Below are 16875 nucleotides of genomic sequence, written 5' to 3'. Positions count from 1 at the left end.
CCGATGCGAACAGCGTGCTACGTCATCTTCTGGGCCATCACGGCGATCGTGGTCGTCGCGCTCATCACGCTGCCGATCAGTTTGCAGGCGCATCTGATCGCCGGCGCGATCGTGGTGAGCGCGATGATCATCCTCAAATTCCTGCGCCCCTACGGCGTCTGGCGGCTGATCGCGCTGGGCCTGGGGACCGCGATCGTGCTGCGCTATATCTACTGGCGCACGACGAGCACGCTGCCGCCGGTCAACCAGCTCGAGGACTTCATCCCGGGCCTGATCGTCTATCTCGCCGAGCTCTACAACATCGGCATGCTCTTCCTCAGCCTCTTCGTCGTGGCCATGCCGCTGCCGCGGCGCAAGACCCCGCCGATCGACCCGGAGAACGCGCCGACGGTCGATGTCTTCGTGCCCTCCTACAATGAAGATGCGGAACTGCTGGCGACCACCCTCTCGGCGGCGCTGGCGATGGACTATCCGGCCGGCCGCCTGAAAGTGTACCTGCTCGACGACGGCGGCACCGACGAGAAGTGCAACGCCGACAATTTCGTCGCGGCCAGCGCCGCCCAGGAGCGCCGTGCGACGCTGCAGAAGCTCTGCGACGGGCTTGGCGTCTCCTATCTGACGCGCGAGCGCAACATCAGCGCCAAGGCCGGCAACCTCAACAACGGCATCGCCCATTCCGAGGGCGAACTGATCGTCGTCTTCGACGCGGACCACGCCCCGGCGCGCAGCTTCCTGACCGAGACAGTCGGCTATTTCGGCCAGGACCCGAAGCTGTTCCTGGTCCAGACCCCGCACTTCTTCATCAATCCCGATCCGCTGGAGCGCAACCTCAAGACGTTCAAGACGATGCCGTCCGAGAACGAGATGTTCTACGGCATCATCCAGCGCGGCCTCGACAAGTGGGACGCCTCCTTCTTCTGCGGTTCGGCCGCGGTCTTACGGCGCACGGCCCTGCAGACGACGAACGGCTTCTCGGGAAGGAGCATCACGGAGGACGCCGAAACGGCGATCACGCTGCACGCCACCGGCTGGCACAGCGTCTATGTCGACAAGCCGCTGATCGCAGGGCTGCAGCCGGCGACGTTCACGAGCTTTATCGGCCAGCGCTCGCGCTGGGCCCAGGGCATGATGCAGATCCTTCTGTTCCACCGCCCGATGTTCAAGCGCGGCCTCTCCCTGCCGCAGCGCCTCTGCTATTCGTCCTCCGCCTTGTTCTGGCTCTTCCCCTTCGCGCGGCTGACCTTCCTGATCGCGCCGTTGTTCTACCTGTTCTTCGGCCTGGAGATCTTCACTGCCTCGGGCGCCGAGTTCATCGCCTATGTGCTCAGCTACATGGCAGTGAACCTGATGATGCAAAACTATCTCTATGGCCGCTATCGCTGGCCATGGATCTCCGAGCTCTACGAATTCATCCAGTCGGTCTATCTGCTGCCGGCCGTGATCTCGGTGCTGCTCAGGCCGACCAAGCCGACCTTCAAGGTGACGGCCAAGAACGAATCCCTGGAGCAGCGGCGCGTCTCGGAGCTCGGCAAGCCGTTCTTCATCATCTTCGCCGTGCTGTTCCTCGGCGTCATCGCGACCTACTGGCGGATGATCGCCGAACCCTACAATGCCGACACGACCCTGGTCGTGGGGTTGTGGAACGTCCTCAACCTGCTGATGGCGGGCTGCGCGCTCGGCGTCGTCTCGGAGCGGCCGGAAGGGCGCGCCGCACGACGCTTCGCGGTGAAGCGGCGGGGTGAGATCACGATCGACGGACGCACCGCCCCGGTCGTGACGGAGAACGTATCCGTCGACGGCATCGCCATCCGGGTGCTGTCCAGGGACTTCGACAAGGTGCCGATCGGCAGCGTGGGGCAGGTGTCGTTCGAAACGACCATCGACATGCCGCGCGGGTCCCTGCCCCTGCGGATCATGCGCGTAGCCCCCGACGACAAGGGGCTTCTGCTCGGCTGCAGCTACAAGCCGAGCGAGCCGCTGCACAGCCGCATCATCGCCGATCTCGCTTTCTCCGACGCCGAGAACTGGAGCCAGTTCCAGAAGTCGCGGCGGCAGAACATGGGGGTGATCTACGGCACGATCCGCTTCCTGCGGATGGCGGCCTTTCAGACGAGCCGCGGCCTGTCCTACTTCTTCGGCCTCTACCGGTTTTCACGGTCGTCCACGCGCACCGGGGCGGCGGAATGAGACGGCTCCCGCTCACCCTCCTCACAGTCGCGATTGCCACACTGGCGCAGGGCCTCCTCCCGCGGCTTTCGGCACAGGAGGCGCCAGCGACTGCGCCCGGCCCGGCCCCCTTCATGATCGCGCCGCCGAGCCCGCAGCTGGCAGAACCGCCGCCCGCGGCCAACCCTGCCCCGCCTCCGGCGCGGGAGCCGGTGGCGCCATCGCAGGTTCCGGCCTTCGCCTTCAAGCCGCTGCTGCCGGCCCCGCGCGTCATGCTCGAAGGCGAGAGCGATGCCCGCAATTGGGCCTTCTACCTGACGCAGGACGAAGCAGCTGCCGATCCCAATCTCGACATCGCTTTCCAGAATGCGCTGGTCGTGATGCCGGAGGTTTCCCGGCTGGCGGTCCGCCTCAATGGCGAACGGGTGATCGAGATGCCGATCGCCTCGTCCGATCGCCTGAAGCAGACCTCGGTCGCGGTTCGCAAAGGCCTGCTCAGGCCGGGCCGGAATACGATCGGCTTCGAGGCTCTGCAGCGCCATCGGACGGATTGCACGGTGGCCTCGACCTATGAGCTGTGGACCCGCATCGACGGCGCGGGCACCAGGCTGACGTTCAAGGGACCGGGCGCGCAGCAGTTCCGGCTGCGCAGCCTCGACGATCTGCCGGCGGTGGGCGCCGACGAGGGCGGCCAGACCACGATCGTTATCGTCGCTCCCGGCGCAGCGAGCGCCATTGCCGCGAACAGCATTTTCGCCGTGGCCCAGGCGCTCGCCCTGCGCGGACGATATGGCCAGGTCGCGGTGAAGGTGTCCGAGCGTCTGCCCGACCGCGCGCGGCCGGGCACGTTGACCGTCGCGCTCGGCACGAACGAGGAGGTGCGCGCCTTGCTCGGCGCACTGCCGGCCGAAGCCGGCGGCCGCAGTTTCCTCGGCTTCGTACCGAGCCCGAAGAAGAGTGCCGACATGCTGCTCGTGACCGGCGAGAACTGGTCGGACATCGACACGATCGTCGGCAAGCTTCTGACCGCACCCGTCTCCAGGCCGGCCAACATCAATCGCAAGATCATGGATACGGCGAGCTGGCACGTGCCGGATGCGCCCTTCATTGCGGACCGTCAGGTGGTACGGTTCTCCGAGCTCGGCATCTCCACGCAGGAATCGTCCGGCCGGCGCATGCGGGTGCGCGCCGTCGTCGCGATGCCCGGCGATTTCTACGCCAACGCCTATGGCGAGGCGACGCTCTATCTGGACGGCGCCTATTCGGACGAGGTCCTTCCGGGCGACAGCCATATTGAGATCTTCGTCAACGGCAACGTCGCGGCGACCCTGCAGCTCAATGCGGTGACGGGCGGTCTCTTCCAGCAATTCCCCATCACCGTGCCGCTTCGGCACTTCCGGCCCGGCGTCAACGAGATCTGGTTCGAGGCCGTCACCGTGGCCAAATCGGACCTGAGCTGCGGGCCTGGCGCGACGTTGCCCGGCAAAAGCCGCTTCGCGCTGTTCGACACCACCGTGCTGGCCGTCCCGAACTTCGCGAAGATCGGCGTCAGCCCCAATCTCGCGGCGGCTGCCGGCACCGGCTTTCCCTATTCGGTCGCATCGCAGGTCGCCCTGATCATGGGCCGGCAGGACGCCACCAACCTCAGCGCCGCGACGACGCTGCTGGCGCGCATCGCCCAGCGGGCCAGCAGGCCGCTAACCGTCGATGTGCTGTCGGGGCCTGCTGCAGTCGGGGACCGGCCGGTGCTCATCGTCGGCGCCGCCGGCCAAATGCCGGCCGGGCTGCTCCCGCGTGTCGGGATCGCCGACAATGTCCGCGCGACCTGGCCGCTGCGCTCGGACGCCGTGGTGGTGACACCGGACGCGGAGGGCGCCGCTGTCTTCGACGCCGTGATCAACCGGTTGCAAGGCCGGCAGGCGACGCCCGAAGCCTCGGGCGGTGCGGCTCCGACAACGGAGGCCGTCCGCGACCGCTGGCGCGGCTCGCTGGGCGGCCCTCTTGCCCGCTATTTCATCGCCATCGACCAATGGCTCCAGCGAACCTTCGATCTGTCCTTCGCACAGCTGCGCGCGCCCTCCCGCGCACCGACACTGTACGAGCCCGCCGAAGGTACCGATCTGATTGCCGCGCAGGTGGCCGATCCGGAGACGAGGCAGGTCTGGACCGCGTTTATCGCCCGCCGTGAAGAGGCGCTGGAAAGCACGGTGGACAGGGTCGTCTCGCCCGGGAACTGGGCGGGCATGGCCGGCAAGATCACCGCTTTCCGAGGCGCCCAGGAGGCGCACATCATCTCTGCCGACAGCACCTCCTTCGTGATGACGCGGCCTTTCAGCCTCACGAACATGCGCCTGGTCTTCGCCAACTGGATGTCGAGCAATATCGGCGTCTATGCATTGGCGCTGCTCACGGCCTGCATCGGCCTCGGCATCGGAACCTCGCTGATGCTCCGGCGGTTGGGGCGTCGATCATGATCCGCGTTCTCGCCATGCTGGCTGCTGCTCTCCTCGGCTTCCTTCCGAATGCGCAAGCGGCCGTGCCCGCCGATGCCTGGGCGCTGTACCGGCAGAAATTCGTCACCGCCGAGGGCCGCGTCGTCGACGACGCGAATGGCGGGATCAGCCATAGCGAGAGCCAGGGCTACGGGCTCCTGCTGGCCTGCCTGGCAGGTGACCGCAGCACCTTCGCGAGCATCTTCGCCTTCACGCGCACGGAACTGCTCATCCGCGACGACGGGCTCGCGGCCTGGCGCTGGGATCCCAAGGCGAGCCCCCGCGTCACCGACATTAACAACGCCAGCGACGGCGATCTCCTGATCGCCCACGCCCTCGCCTGCGCCGGCAGCCGCTGGAACATGCCGGCCTATACGGCCGCCGCCCGCCAGATCGCTCGCTCCCTTGCGAAGGTCGCGCTGCTGAAGCGCGGAAGCGAGGTCTGGCTGATGCCGGCCGCGGTCGGCTTCTCCGAGAAGGAACGAGCCGACGGCCCGGTGATCAACCCGTCCTACTGGGTGTTCGAAGCCTTCCCCGTCATGACCCAGCTGACCGGCGACCCGGTCTGGACGCATGTCCAGGCCAGCGGGCTCAAGCTGCTCGACGAGCTGGCGAAGCGGAAGATGCTTGCGCCGGAATGGCTGTCGATCAAGGCCGAGCCGAGGCCGGCCGAAGGCTTCCCGGCCCAGTTCGGCTACAATGCGCTCCGCATCCCCCTCTATCTGCTGCGCGCCGGGCTTGGCGAGAAGGCGCGGCTTGAGCCCTTCCGCCAGGCCTGGGCCAGCGGCACGGCGGTCGTCGACGTCCGCAGCGGCAAGCCCGTCGAGCCTCTGCCCGATGCGGGTTATCGCATCCTGGCCGCAGCGATGGCCTGCGCGCTCGATAAAACGCCGATTCCGGCGGAGCTGAAGGCCTTCCAGCCAACGCTGTACTACCCGTCGACGCTCCATCTTCTGTCCCTCTCGATGCTGAGCGAGAGGTATCCGCAATGCATGTGAGATCGGTCCTTATCGTCGCCGCGGCCTCGAGCGCCGCCTTCTATGCCCTTGGCCGCTACGGTGGTCAGGACGCCAAATGGCCGGGATCGCAACCCGTGATCCGGTCGGCGCAGGCTCAGGGCGAGGCGCAGCAGGCCACGCCGGGCAACGAGGCGGCGCTCGAATTGGCGCAGGCCACGAACGCGCCCGCGCGCCCCGGGACGCCCCCGTCAGTGGCTCAGCCCCAAACGCAGCAGCCTCCGCAGAAGGTCGATGAAACCGCGCTGCGCTATTTCGCGGCGCAAGGGGACGTTCGCCGCTTCGAAGCCGAACTCGCGCGGCTGCGGGCGCTCTACCCCGAGTGGAAGCCGCCGACCGATCTGACCTCGCAGGGGCAGGTCGGCGACCCTGAGCTCGAGCGGATGTGGAAGCTCTTCGCCGAGGGCAAGTACGGCGAGGCGCGCGCCGCGATCGCCCAGCGCGGCAGCGCCGATCCGAACTGGCGCGCACCTGCCGATCTCGTGGCGCAGCTCGACACGGCCGAGGCGCGCCAGCGCCTCGTCAACGCCTCGAACGCCCGGCAATGGGAGCAGGTCATCCGCCTGGGCACCGAGACGCCGGCCATGCTGACCTGCGCCAATGTCGATGCGCTCTGGCGCGTCGCCGAGGCTTTCGTCCAGACTGGCAAGCCGGATCGTGCGCGTGACGCCTTCGCCTATGTGCTGACCAACTGCACCAACCCGGCCGAGCGGGTCGGCACGATGCAGAAGGCGCTCGCGACTTTGCCCGAAAATCTGGTCGAGCCGCTGCTGGCGCAGGAGCGGCAGACCGAGTTTGCCAGCATTCGCGACGAGCTCGCACGGCGTCGCATCGGCAAGGCTGCCGACGATCCGGCGCAGACAGCCACGCCCGAGGATCTCCGGCGCATCGAAGCCCTCGCCAACGCGGCCACGACGGCCGACGACCCCATCCTTCTCGGCTTCTACGCTCTCCACCATAACGACCCGGCAAAGGCCGTGACCTGGTTCCAGACCGCGCTCGCGCGCAAGGGCGGGGCGAAGGCGGCGGAAGGTGCGGTGCTCGCACTCGGCGCGACGCGGAAATATCAGGAGGCCGAAACGCTCGGCGCGCAGTGGCTGGAAGCTGGCGCCGCCAATCGCAAGGCCTATCTCGACGTGATCACGGCGCTGCTCACCCAGGAGCCGCCGCCGCGCCTCGACCGTGCCGTGATCGAGCGCATCGCCAAGACGGTGGGCACGGATCGGTACGCCCCCGGTGCCGGGGCCCTCGGCTGGTACGCCTACAACTCAGGGCAAACTGCGCCGGCCGCCACCTGGTTCGAGACTGCGCTGTCCTGGGACCGCGGCTATGAGCCGGCAGCCTATGGGCTGGCACTCGTGCGCCAGCGTCTGCGCGACCAAGCTGGGCTGCGCGCGTTGATGTCCGAATGGGGCGGCCGTTCCCAGCGGATCGCCGATATTCTCAACCCAGCGCGCAGGCGGCCGCAGTCCCCGACCCAAGCCCGTGTCGATCAGCCTCTCATTGCCGAGACGCGCCAGAGCACGCGGGTGGAACCTGCCTTGGAACCGCTGGAGCGCGCGCCTCGGCCCGCGATAGCCGCGCTGCGCTCTCGTCCCGTGGAACGTGACGACGCGATAGTCGCCGCGGCACCGCCCCGGTCGAGCACCGCCCGCCCGAGCGGCGGCAGCTGCGGCGCCGGCTCATCCGGCGCTGCGGCCCTGCAGCGCGGCTGGTGCCTTCTCAATCTCAAGCGCCCGGTCGCGGCAGCGGAAGCCTTCGAAGCGGCGCGGCGCACCGGCAACGCCCAGGTCGTGTCGGATGCTTCTGCCGGCCTGGCCTATGCCAAGATCCAGCAGGGCCTGACGACGGAAGCCAGCGTCGCGGCCGGCAGTGCGGCTCTGCCTCCCGCGCGGCGCAACGAGCTTTCGGCCCTGCTCATGTCCGAGCGCTTCTTCGCGCAATACGATGCCAAGGATTACAACGGCGCACTCGTCACGCTATCCGCACGGGCACGCTACGCTCCCGAGACGACCGACCTGATGCTGATGCGCGGCTGGTCCTATTTCAATCTCGGCCGCTATGACGACGCGAGCCAGGTCTTCCAGGCCCTCTACAAGGCGAACAAGTCACCCGACGCGCTGTCTGGGCTGACTGCGATCCGCGACGTGACCCAGCGCAACAGATACTAGCCGTTCAGATGCCCTCGCCGGCATTCAAACGGGGCGGGCCGGCATATCCGATGTCTCTGCGAATGCAGGCGTGATGGCGGCCCGGAGCACCGCGCAAGATCGGTGTTCCGAGCCTGGCAGCTTGGCTTACTCGGCCGGGACCGACAGAACCTCGCCGTCGACCACCAGCGGGGAATGACCGCTCAGCGCGGCCTGCAACTGGTCCTGATCGAGCTCGCCTTCCCAGCGCGCCACCACGATCGTCGCCACCGCATTGCCGATGAAGTTGGTCACCGCGCGGCATTCCGACATGAAGCGGTCGATGCCCAGGATCAGCGCCATGCCGGCGACCGGGACGGCGGGAACGACCGAGAGCGTTGCAGCCAGCGTGATGAAGCCCGCCCCCGTGATGCCGGCCGCGCCCTTCGAGCTCAGCATGGCGACGAGCAGCAGCAGGATCTGGTCGCCGAGCGGCAGGTGGATGTCCATGGCCTGCCCGATGAACAGCGCCGCCAGCGTCATGTAGATGTTGGTGCCGTCGAGATTGAAGGAATAGCCGGTCGGGATCACCAGCCCGACGACGGAGCGCTTGCAGCCGGCAGCCTCCATCTTCTCCATCAGGCTCGGCAACGCCGCCTCCGAAGAGCTGGTGCCGATGACGAGGAGGATCTCCTCCTTGATGTAGCGGATGAGGGCGAAGATCGAGAAGCCGTTGTAGCGGGCAACGGCACCGAGCACGACCAGCACGAAAATACCCGCCGTCAGGTAGAAGGTCAGGATCAGCATCGCGAGGTTGGCGACCGAGCCGATGCCGTAGCGGCCGATGGTGAATGCCATCGCGCCGAAGGCGCCGAGCGGGGCGGCCTTCATCAGGATCGCCACCAGCTTGAAGATCGGGGCCGAGAGCGCCTGCAGGAAGTCGAGCACCGGCTTGCCGCGCTCGCCCACCATCGAGAGCGAAAGGCCGAACAGCACCGAGAAGAACAGCACCTGCAGGATGTCGCCGGAGGCGAAGGCGCCGACGATCGTGTCCGGAATGATGTTCTGCAGGAAGCCGACGACGCTGGAATCATGCGCCTTGGCCGCATAGCTCTGCACGGCCTTGGCATCGAGGCTGGCCGGGTTGATGTGCAGCCCGGTGCCGGGCTGGATGACGTTGCCGACGATGAGGCCGACGATCAGCGCCAGGGTCGAGAAGACGAGAAAATAGATCATCGCCTTGCCGGCGACGCGGCCGACCTTCTGCATGTCGGTCATGCCCGCGATCCCCGTCGAGACCGTCAGGAAGATCACCGGCGCGATGATCATCTTCACCAGCTTGATGAAGGCGTCGCCGAGCGGCTTCATGGCCGCGCCCTGCTCGGGCCAGAAATGGCCGAGCAGGATGCCCGCCGCGATGGCGAACAGGACCTGGACATAGAGGTGCTGGTAGAACTTCTTCGGGCGCGCCGGCTGAGCGGACGCGAGGTCGAGCGTGGTCGCCATGATGTGCTCCTTGGGTCGGCGGTGTTCTTGCTCTTGTTCGAAACCGCTACGCCCCTCGCGCAATCGGCGTGCCAACCACGAAGCGTCAACAAAAACGTTATAAAACAACGAGCTAGAAAGACGCAGAGCGGCTTCGATCGATGTCATCTGGCGATAGGCCGCACACAACCCTCTTGATTTGTGCGGAAATCCGCACGACGACAGAACATGAGCCATCCCTTGCTCGATCCGCGGAAAGGCAGGGCCAAGCTGCGCTGGCTGGTCTTCGGGCTGGTCGTCGCGGCGATTGCCATCGCCTCGCTCTTCGCCGCCGGAGAATTCGGCCGCAGCCGGGCCATCGCCGGCACGCAATCGCGCGCCGGGGATGCCGGAACGCTGGCGCTCGCGATCCTGCGCGGCGAGCTTGAGAAGCAGCGCGCGCTGCCGGTCATCCTGGCCCGCGACCCCGATGTGCGGCTGGCATTGACGGGCGGCAGYCGCCACGGACTCGACCTCAAGCTGGAAGCCATCGCGCGCGAGGCCCGCACCGCCGTGATCTATCTGCTCGGCCTGGACGGCGTCGCAATCGCAGCCAGCAACTGGAGCGAGCCGACGAGCTTCGTCGGCAGCGACTACAGCTTCCGCGACTATTTCAGAGGTGCCGTCGCCTCCGGCGGCGCCGAGCAATTCGCGCTCGGCACGGTCAGCCAGCGGCCCGGTCTCTATATCACCCGGCGGATCGAGGACGCCGGCCAGAGCCTCGGCGTGATCGTCGTCAAGGTCGAATTCGACCGGGTCGAGGCCGATTGGCGGGCGCTGGGCGGCCAGAGCTATGTCGTCGACCAACGTGGCGTCGTGCTGCTCGCGACGGTCGAGGACTGGCGCTTCCGGGTCGAAGCACCGCTTGACCAGGCGACAGCCGCGGCGATCCGGGACTCGCTCCAGTTCGGCGCCGCCCCTCTGACTTCTCTGCCGCTGGTGCAGCAGGGGGAGCTCGTCCAGGGGACGAGCCCGCTCACCGGCCGCTATGTCCAGATACGCCAGCCCGTGCCGACGACGGATTGGGCGCTGGAGGTGCTTCTGCCTGTCGATGCCGCAATCACCGCGGGCCGTTCGCAATCCCAGGCGCTGGTCGCGCTCGTGCTGATGCCGGGCACCGCTCTCGCCGCCTTCGCCCTGCGCCGGCGCCAGCACCATCTCGCCCGGCGCGACGCAGACGCGCGCGCGAAGGCCGAGCTCGAGGACCGCGTCGCCGAGCGCACCGCCGAGCTGGCCGGCGCCAATCAGATGCTCGTCGCCGAAATGGCGAAGCGGACCCTGGCCCAGGAACGGCTGTCCAATCTCCGGGAAGAGCTCGCCAAGGCCAACCGCCTGGCCACGCTCGGGCAGGTCACCGCCGGCGTCGCCCATGAGGTCAATCAGCCGCTCGCGGCGCTGCGCACCTATGCCGAGAACGCCCGCGCCTTCCTCAAGCGATCCGACGCGCTCGAAGCCGACGGCGCACTGGCGAGGATCGTCTCGCTTACCGATCGGATCGGGGCGATCACCGAGGCTCTGCGCGGCTTCGCGCGCCGCGGCAAGGGGCCGCCCGTGCCCGTCCCGGTGGCGACCGTCATCGAAGGCGCCCTGACCTTGCTTGAAGGGCCGTTGCGTCAGGCCGGCGTGACGCCCGTCGTCACCGCTCCGCCGGAGCCGGTCCTCGTCACCGCCCGCCCTATCGAACTCGAGCAGGTTCTGGTCAATCTCCTGCGCAACGCGATCGAGGCCCTGCTCGACGGCGGCGATGGGGGAGAGCCGGCGCTCGCCATCACGGTCACGCCGCATGGCGACCGCGTCGCGATCGCGATCACGGATCGCGGTCCGGGCCTGTCCGCCGACGCGCTGGCGCAGCTCTTCACGCCGTTCAGCACGACCAAGCCCAAGGGGCTCGGCCTTGGCTTGGTCATTTCGCAGGACATGATCACTTCCTTCGGGGGCACGCTGACCGCGACAAGCCGGCCGGGCGAAGGTGCCAGCTTCATCATCGATCTGGAGAGGGCAGCCGCATGAGCAATTCCGGCGCTTCCATCGCTGCGATCGAGGTCGCCTTCGTCGACGACGACCTCGATCTGCGCGACGCGAATGTTCAGGCACTGCGCCTGGCCGGCTTTCCGGCGGTGGCATTGCCCTCCGGCCAGGCGGCGCTCCAGCGGATCGGGCCGGACTATGCCGGCATCGTCGTCACCGATATCCGCATGCCCGGCATGGACGGCATCGAATTGTTCCGGCGGCTGCGGGCGCTCGATCCCGACATTCCGGTGATCATGATTTCGGGCCATGCTGATATCGAGACGGCGGTGGGGGCGATGAGCGAAGGCGCCTACGACTTCATCGCCAAGCCCTATTCCGGTGAGCGCCTCGTCGAGACCTTGCATCGAGCCGCCGAGAAGCGCGCGCTCGTCCTCGAGAATCGCCGCCTGCGGGCATTGGCGACGCGCGGCGAGGAGGAAACCACCCTGATCGGCGAGACACCCGCGATCATGCGCCTGCGCCAGACCATCCGCGAACTCGCCGATGTCGATGTCGACGTGATGGTTCAGGGTGAGACGGGAACGGGCAAGGAGGTCGTCGCGAACCTGCTGCATCGCCTCGGGCGGCGGCGCGACAAGCCCTTCGTCGCGCTGAATTGCGGCGCTCTGCCGGACAGCGTCATCGAGAGCGAGCTCTTCGGTTACGAGCCCGGGGCCTTCACCGGTGCGCAGAAGCGCCGGATCGGCCGTATCGAGCATTCGAGCGGCGGCACGCTCTTCCTCGACGAACTCGAGAGCATGCCGCTTGCCGCGCAGGTCAAGCTGCTGCGCGTCCTCGAAATGCGTGAGATCGCGCCGCTCGGCTCGAACGACCTGCGCCGCGTCGACCTCCGGGTCGTGGCCGCGACCAAGGCCGACCTGGGCGACTCCGTGCGGCGGCGCGATTTTCGCGAGGATCTCTATTACCGCCTCAATGTGGTGACGCTGCACATCCCGCCGCTGCGCGAGCGCCGCCGCGATATCCCGCTGCTGTTTTCGCGCTTCCTGTCGCGGGCTGCGGAAAAGTACCGCCGGGAGGTGCCGCCCCTCGACCGCGCCGTCGAACGGCACCTCGTCGATAGCGACTGGCCGGGCAATGTAAGGGAACTCGTCCATTTCGCAGAGCGTGTCGCACTCGGGCTGCCGGAGAACCTGCTGCCGGTCCGAAAGGCGGAGGACGCCGAGCTGCTGAGCCTGCCCGAACGGCTCAACGCGGTCGAAGCGACGCTGATCAGGGAGACGTTGGAAGAAGCGCACGGCGATGTCCGCGCCGCGCTGGAGAAGCTGCGCATCCCGCGCAAGACCTTCTACGACAAGCTCGCAAGGCACGGCATCGATCGCGCGGCCTATGAGCCTGGAGCGGGGCGAGAACCAAAGACCCCTGCGCGCTGAACATCCCGGCGCCTGCGGCACTCCGGATCGGCGTGTTCAGCAGCGCGGCCCCCTACCTCAGCTGGCTGTCCTTGCTGCCGCGCCGGTTATAGGCGGAGGACGCCGCCGGCCGATCATGGCCCGACTGGCAGTGCACGCACAGACGCGCGCCCGGCATGGCGCGACGGCGCGCCTCGGGGATTTCCTCGCCGCATTCCTGGCAATCAATCTCGCCCGGCCCCGCCGGCAGCCGTGACCGCGCCAGCCGGACCGCATCATTGATGGAATCGTCGATCTGATCCTGAACGGCTCCGTCGGGAGCCCAACCGCTGGCCATCCTGACACCTCCCTGCCAAGAGGATATGGGGCGCGCCGGGCGAAAATCCAACGCTGGCGCGCCTCCTCCGCCGCGGCCTTCCGCGTCAGGCGCCGCTGGTCGGTTCTGTGGCGGCCCTTTCGAGCGTGCTCACCACCTCGTCGAGGCTCTCCTTCACACCGAGCAGAAAATCCTTGCGGAAGGCGATGATCGTATCCGGCGGCTCGCCCTTGAAGGTGTAGACCACGCTGACCTGATCGGGATTGACGTAGACGGACTCGCCGTCCTTCGGCGAGGTGAACTTGCAGAGCTTGGGCATGGTGCGATCTCCATCGGGTGCCCGAACGCTGACATTGCCGGACCTGCCCATGCAGCGACATCGTTATCGGGGAAGCTTTCGCTACAGGCTCGCATCGCGTCAGTCCACGGCCTGCACGGACGAAGCCCGCGGCAAGAGCCGCAGGCCTCGGCCCGTTGAATCGCCTTGTCGCCGAACGTTCGGACGGCCGCGCTGGCCATGGTGGCACGATTCCTGATTGGCACACCGCGAACCGTCCCAAAGGAACGGCTGAAAGGCATGGCGCCAAATCTGCGAATCCTCATCGTCGACGCGAACCAGGTCAGGGCCGCGATCATCGAGGAAGGCCTGCGGGAAGCGGGCTACCGGCAGTTGATCCGCGTGTCCGCGACGACCGGGCTGATCGCCGCCATCGAGGCCCATGATCCCGATGTCGTGGTGATCGACCTCGAGGACCCCAGCCGCGACGCGCTGGCCGACATGTTCCTCGTCAGCCGGCATATCCGCCGGCCGATCACCATGTTCGTCGACCAGTCAGATTCGGCCTCGATCGAGGCAGCGGTGGAGGCCGGCGTCTCCGCCTACATCGTCGACGGGCTGAAGAAGGAGCGGATGCAGCCGATCCTGCAGACCTGCATCAGCCGCTTCAATGCGTTCCGCAAGCTGCGCGAGGAGCTGGACGAGGCCCGTTCCCAGATTGAGGACCGCAAGACGGTCGACCAGGCCAAGCGCATCGTCATGCGCTTGAAGGGCCTCTCCGAAGACGAAGCCTACGCGCTGATGCGCCGCACCGCGATGAACGAGAAGCGCAAGCTCGTCGACATCGCCCGCTCCCTCATCACCGCTGCGGAGATGCTGAAATGACGACGCTGCACCTGCGGGTCGGCTTCATGCCGCTGGTCGATTGCGCGCTGGTCGTGCTGGCGAAGGACGAGGGTTTCGCCGAAGCCGAAGGGCTCGATCTCGAGCTGGTTCGCGAGGTGTCGTGGTCGAACCTGCGCGACAAGCTGAATGTGCGCCTGTTCGACGCCGCCCATATGCTCGGCCCGGCCGCCATCGCCGCGACGCTGGGCATCGGCGGGGTCAAGGCCCCGATGGCAGCGCCGCTGGCGCTTAATCGCGACGGCGCCGCGATTACCCTTTCGCTTCGGCGCTTCGAGGAGCTGTCGCGCCTGGCCGAGGGTGACGTGGCCGATACGGCCGTCTCGGCCCGCGCGCTTGCCGCCATGGTCGCGCACCGCAAGGCCTCCGGCCTGCCGGCGCTCACCTTCGCCGCCGTATTCGGCTTCTCGATGCACATCTATCTGCTCTGCGAATGGCTGGAGAAGGGCGGGCTCAAGCTCGGCGAGGACGTACGCTTCGAGGTGGTGCCGCCTCCGCAGACCGTCGAGGCGCTCGCCAGCGGGCGGATCGACGGTTTCTGCGCTGGCGCGCCCTGGAATTCGGCCGCCGTAGCGGCCGGCGTCGGCGCGATGGTACATGCCAGCGTCGACCTGCGGCGCAATTGTCACGACAAGGTCCTTGCCTGGCGCGCCGATGACGTGCAGAGGCGCCCGGCGGCCGTCTCGAAACTCGGCGCCGCGATCCTCAATGCCAGCGCATGGGCCTGCCGCCCCGAGAACTTCGCGCGCATGGCGCATCATCTCTCGGCCGCAGACCGGCTGGCGCTCCCGGCGCCACTTATCGAGCGCATCCTGCACGGAGAGCTGATTCAGGGCGCCGACCGCCCGCCGAGGCATATCGAGCGCTTCATCCGGTTCGACCGGGAGGCGCTGCGCCCCGATCCGGACGATGCCGGCTGGGTTCTGGCCGGAATGGAACAGGCCGGCCAGATCGTCGCGACGCCGCAGATGCGCGACATTGCCCGGGGCGTTTTCCTGCCGGCCTATTTCGAGGGCATTTTCGCCAACCATCCCATTATGCCTAAACATTAGGCCAATGCGCCTCTCTTGTGCGGCGCTGCAAAGCGATTGAGCCCATCGCCCGCCAGCTCGCGAGTTCGCAAGTTATTGCAATTCAAGGATCGCAGCGCCGCCGAGCGGTTGGCACGATCCTTGTAGAGTCTGATGCGACGCGGCCAACGCTGCCCGCGCCATCCCCGATCCGGAAGACACAGCAACGCCGCTGTCGAATGCGCCTGACAAGGCGTCTTTCGCGCGGCGTTTTTCGCGTTCGGGGCTGGCTCAAGGCGAACGACTTTCCGGCAATCGAGAGGCCATCGATGACCCACAGCTCCAAGACACCGATCAGGACGGCCGCATCCCTGGAGGCCGGCGCAAGCCGCCGTGACGTCCTGCGACTGTCCGGCACGGCCGCACTGCTCGCGGCAGCGAAGGCCGCCCTGCCCTCCGGCGCCTTCGCTCAAGGCGCCGGCCCCGAAGTCAAGGGCACGCGCCTCGGCTACATCGCGCTCACCGACGCCTCGCCGCTGATCATCGCCAAGGAGAAGGGCCTCTTCGCCAAGCACGGCCTGCCCGACATGGACATCGCCAAGCAGGCCTCCTGGGGCGCCACGCGCGACAACATGGCGCTCGGCTTCAAGGCCAACGGCATCGACGGCGGCCACATCCTGCGGCCGAAGACGCATCTCTATTCGACCGGCAAGGTCATGCAGAACGGACAGCCGCTGCCGATGTACACGCTGCTCAACCTCAACGAGGACGGACAGGCGATCTCGGTCTCGAACGAGTACAGGGATCTCAATGTCCAGAAAGACGCCTCGCCTCTGAAGCAGGCCTTCGAGCGCAAGAAGGCAGCGGGCAAGGAACTGACCGCCGCCATGACCTTCCCGGGCGGCACCCACGACCTCTGGATCCGCTACTGGCTCGCCGCCGGCGGCATCGACCCCGACACCGACATCAAGGTCATCACCGTGCCGCCTCCGCAGATGGTGGCGAACATGAAGGTCGGCACGATGGACTGCTTCTGCGTCGGCGAGCCCTGGAACGAGCAGCTCGTCAACCAGAACATCGGCTACACCGCGCTGACCACCGGCGAGCTCTGGTTCCGCCACCCCGAGAAGATCCTCGGCATGCGCGCCGATTTCGTCGACGCCAATCCGCGGGCGACGCAGGCCATCCTGATGGCGGTCATGGAGGCCCAGATGTGGGCGGACAAGATGGAGAACCGCCAGGAACTCGCCGAGATCGTCGGCCGGCGGCAGTGGTTCAACGTCCCCACCGGCGACATCAACAAGCGCCTGCTCGGCGACATCAACTACGGCAACGGCCGCGAGGCGAAGGGCACCAATCTCTACATGAAGTTCTGGGGCGAAGGGGGCTCGACCTCCTATCCCTGGAAGAGCCTCGACACCTGGTTCGTCACCGAGAACATCCGCTGGGGCAAGTTCGAGCCGACCATCGACATCAAGGCGCTGGTCGACAAGACCAACCGCGCCGATCTCTGGCGCGAGGCTGCCAGGACGCTCGGCGTCGCCGGCGCCCCGACGGCCGATTCCCGCGGTGTCGAGACCTTCTTCGACGGCATGAAGTTCGACCCCTCGGCGCCGATGGACTATCTCAAGTCACTGAAGATCAAGCGGGTGGCCTGACGCC

The 16875-nt window shown here is 67.2% G+C and carries 12 protein-coding genes; 9 read left to right on the top strand and 3 right to left on the bottom strand.

What is annotated here, in order from left to right:
- Window positions 1-3 precede the first annotated feature (3 nt).
- Genes bcsA through AB4Z10_RS22320 form a run of 4 tightly spaced genes read left to right on the top strand, consistent with a single transcriptional unit; the run spans window position 4 to window position 7845 of the window.
- Window positions 4-2187, top strand: a complete 2184-nt coding sequence (bcsA, locus tag AB4Z10_RS22335) for a UDP-forming cellulose synthase catalytic subunit (protein ID WP_441472589.1) — start codon at window positions 4-6, stop codon at window positions 2185-2187.
- Window positions 2184-4640, top strand: a complete 2457-nt coding sequence (locus tag AB4Z10_RS22330; protein ID WP_441472588.1) for a cellulose biosynthesis cyclic di-GMP-binding regulatory protein BcsB — start codon at window positions 2184-2186, stop codon at window positions 4638-4640. The genes bcsA and AB4Z10_RS22330 overlap by 4 nt, the downstream gene beginning before the upstream one ends.
- Entirely contained in the window at window positions 4637-5656 is a 1020-nt protein-coding gene (locus AB4Z10_RS22325) for a glycosyl hydrolase family 8 (protein ID WP_441472587.1), read from the top strand. Before AB4Z10_RS22330 ends, AB4Z10_RS22325 begins: the two co-directional genes overlap by 4 nt.
- Window positions 5647-7845, top strand: coding sequence for an outer membrane protein assembly factor BamD (locus tag AB4Z10_RS22320; protein ID WP_441472586.1), 2199 nt, complete (start codon window positions 5647-5649; stop codon window positions 7843-7845). The genes AB4Z10_RS22325 and AB4Z10_RS22320 overlap by 10 nt, the downstream gene beginning before the upstream one ends.
- 126 nt (window positions 7846-7971) lie before the next feature.
- Here AB4Z10_RS22320 and AB4Z10_RS22315 read toward each other — a convergent pair whose 3' ends face one another.
- Entirely contained in the window at window positions 7972-9309 is a 1338-nt protein-coding gene (locus AB4Z10_RS22315) for a dicarboxylate/amino acid:cation symporter (protein WP_441472585.1), read from the bottom strand.
- Window positions 9310-9516: 207 nt separating this feature from the next.
- Here AB4Z10_RS22315 and AB4Z10_RS22310 point away from each other — a divergent pair, with 207 nt between their 5' ends.
- On the top strand, window positions 9517-11337 hold the full coding sequence (locus AB4Z10_RS22310; protein ID WP_441472584.1) for a sensor histidine kinase: 1821 nt from the start codon (window positions 9517-9519) through the stop codon (window positions 11335-11337).
- Entirely contained in the window at window positions 11334-12728 is a 1395-nt protein-coding gene (locus AB4Z10_RS22305) for a sigma-54-dependent transcriptional regulator (protein ID WP_441472583.1), read from the top strand. The genes AB4Z10_RS22310 and AB4Z10_RS22305 overlap by 4 nt, the downstream gene beginning before the upstream one ends.
- A 52-nt stretch (window positions 12729-12780) precedes the next feature.
- Here the strand turns inward: AB4Z10_RS22305 and AB4Z10_RS22300 are convergent, their stop codons facing one another.
- Together AB4Z10_RS22300 and AB4Z10_RS22295 are read right to left on the bottom strand one after the other, a co-directional pair.
- Window positions 12781-13044 carry a DksA/TraR family C4-type zinc finger protein gene (locus AB4Z10_RS22300; protein ID WP_441472582.1) on the bottom strand — a complete coding sequence of 88 codons (264 nt, stop codon included), beginning with the start codon at window positions 13042-13044 and terminating at the stop codon, window positions 12781-12783.
- 85 nt (window positions 13045-13129) lie between these two features.
- The gene (locus AB4Z10_RS22295) at window positions 13130-13342 is read right to left on the bottom strand and encodes a hypothetical protein (RefSeq protein ID WP_441472581.1); all 213 of its coding nucleotides are present in this window, start codon (window positions 13340-13342) and stop codon (window positions 13130-13132) included.
- Window positions 13343-13600: 258 nt separating this feature from the next.
- On the opposite strand from AB4Z10_RS22295, the gene AB4Z10_RS22290 reads away from it, so the two are divergent.
- The 3 genes from AB4Z10_RS22290 (at window position 13601) to AB4Z10_RS22280 (ending at window position 16871) form a co-directional block, all read left to right on the top strand.
- Complete coding sequence (locus AB4Z10_RS22290; protein WP_441472580.1) at window positions 13601-14185, top strand: ANTAR domain-containing response regulator; 585 nt, start codon at window positions 13601-13603, stop codon at window positions 14183-14185.
- The gene (locus tag AB4Z10_RS22285; RefSeq protein ID WP_441472579.1) at window positions 14182-15255 is read left to right on the top strand and encodes a CmpA/NrtA family ABC transporter substrate-binding protein; all 1074 of its coding nucleotides are present in this window, start codon (window positions 14182-14184) and stop codon (window positions 15253-15255) included. The genes AB4Z10_RS22290 and AB4Z10_RS22285 overlap by 4 nt, the downstream gene beginning before the upstream one ends.
- A gap of 287 nt (window positions 15256-15542) precedes the next feature.
- Complete coding sequence (locus tag AB4Z10_RS22280; protein WP_441472578.1) at window positions 15543-16871, top strand: CmpA/NrtA family ABC transporter substrate-binding protein; 1329 nt, start codon at window positions 15543-15545, stop codon at window positions 16869-16871.
- Window positions 16872-16875: the final 4 nt, after the last annotated feature.

The sequence above is a fragment of the Allobosea sp. RAF48 genome (genome assembly GCF_052114025.1).
GTDB lineage: Bacteria > Pseudomonadota > Alphaproteobacteria > Rhizobiales > Beijerinckiaceae > Allobosea.
Note: the sequence above shows the minus strand (reverse complement) of the source record. Positions and strands in the feature narration are given on the sequence as shown.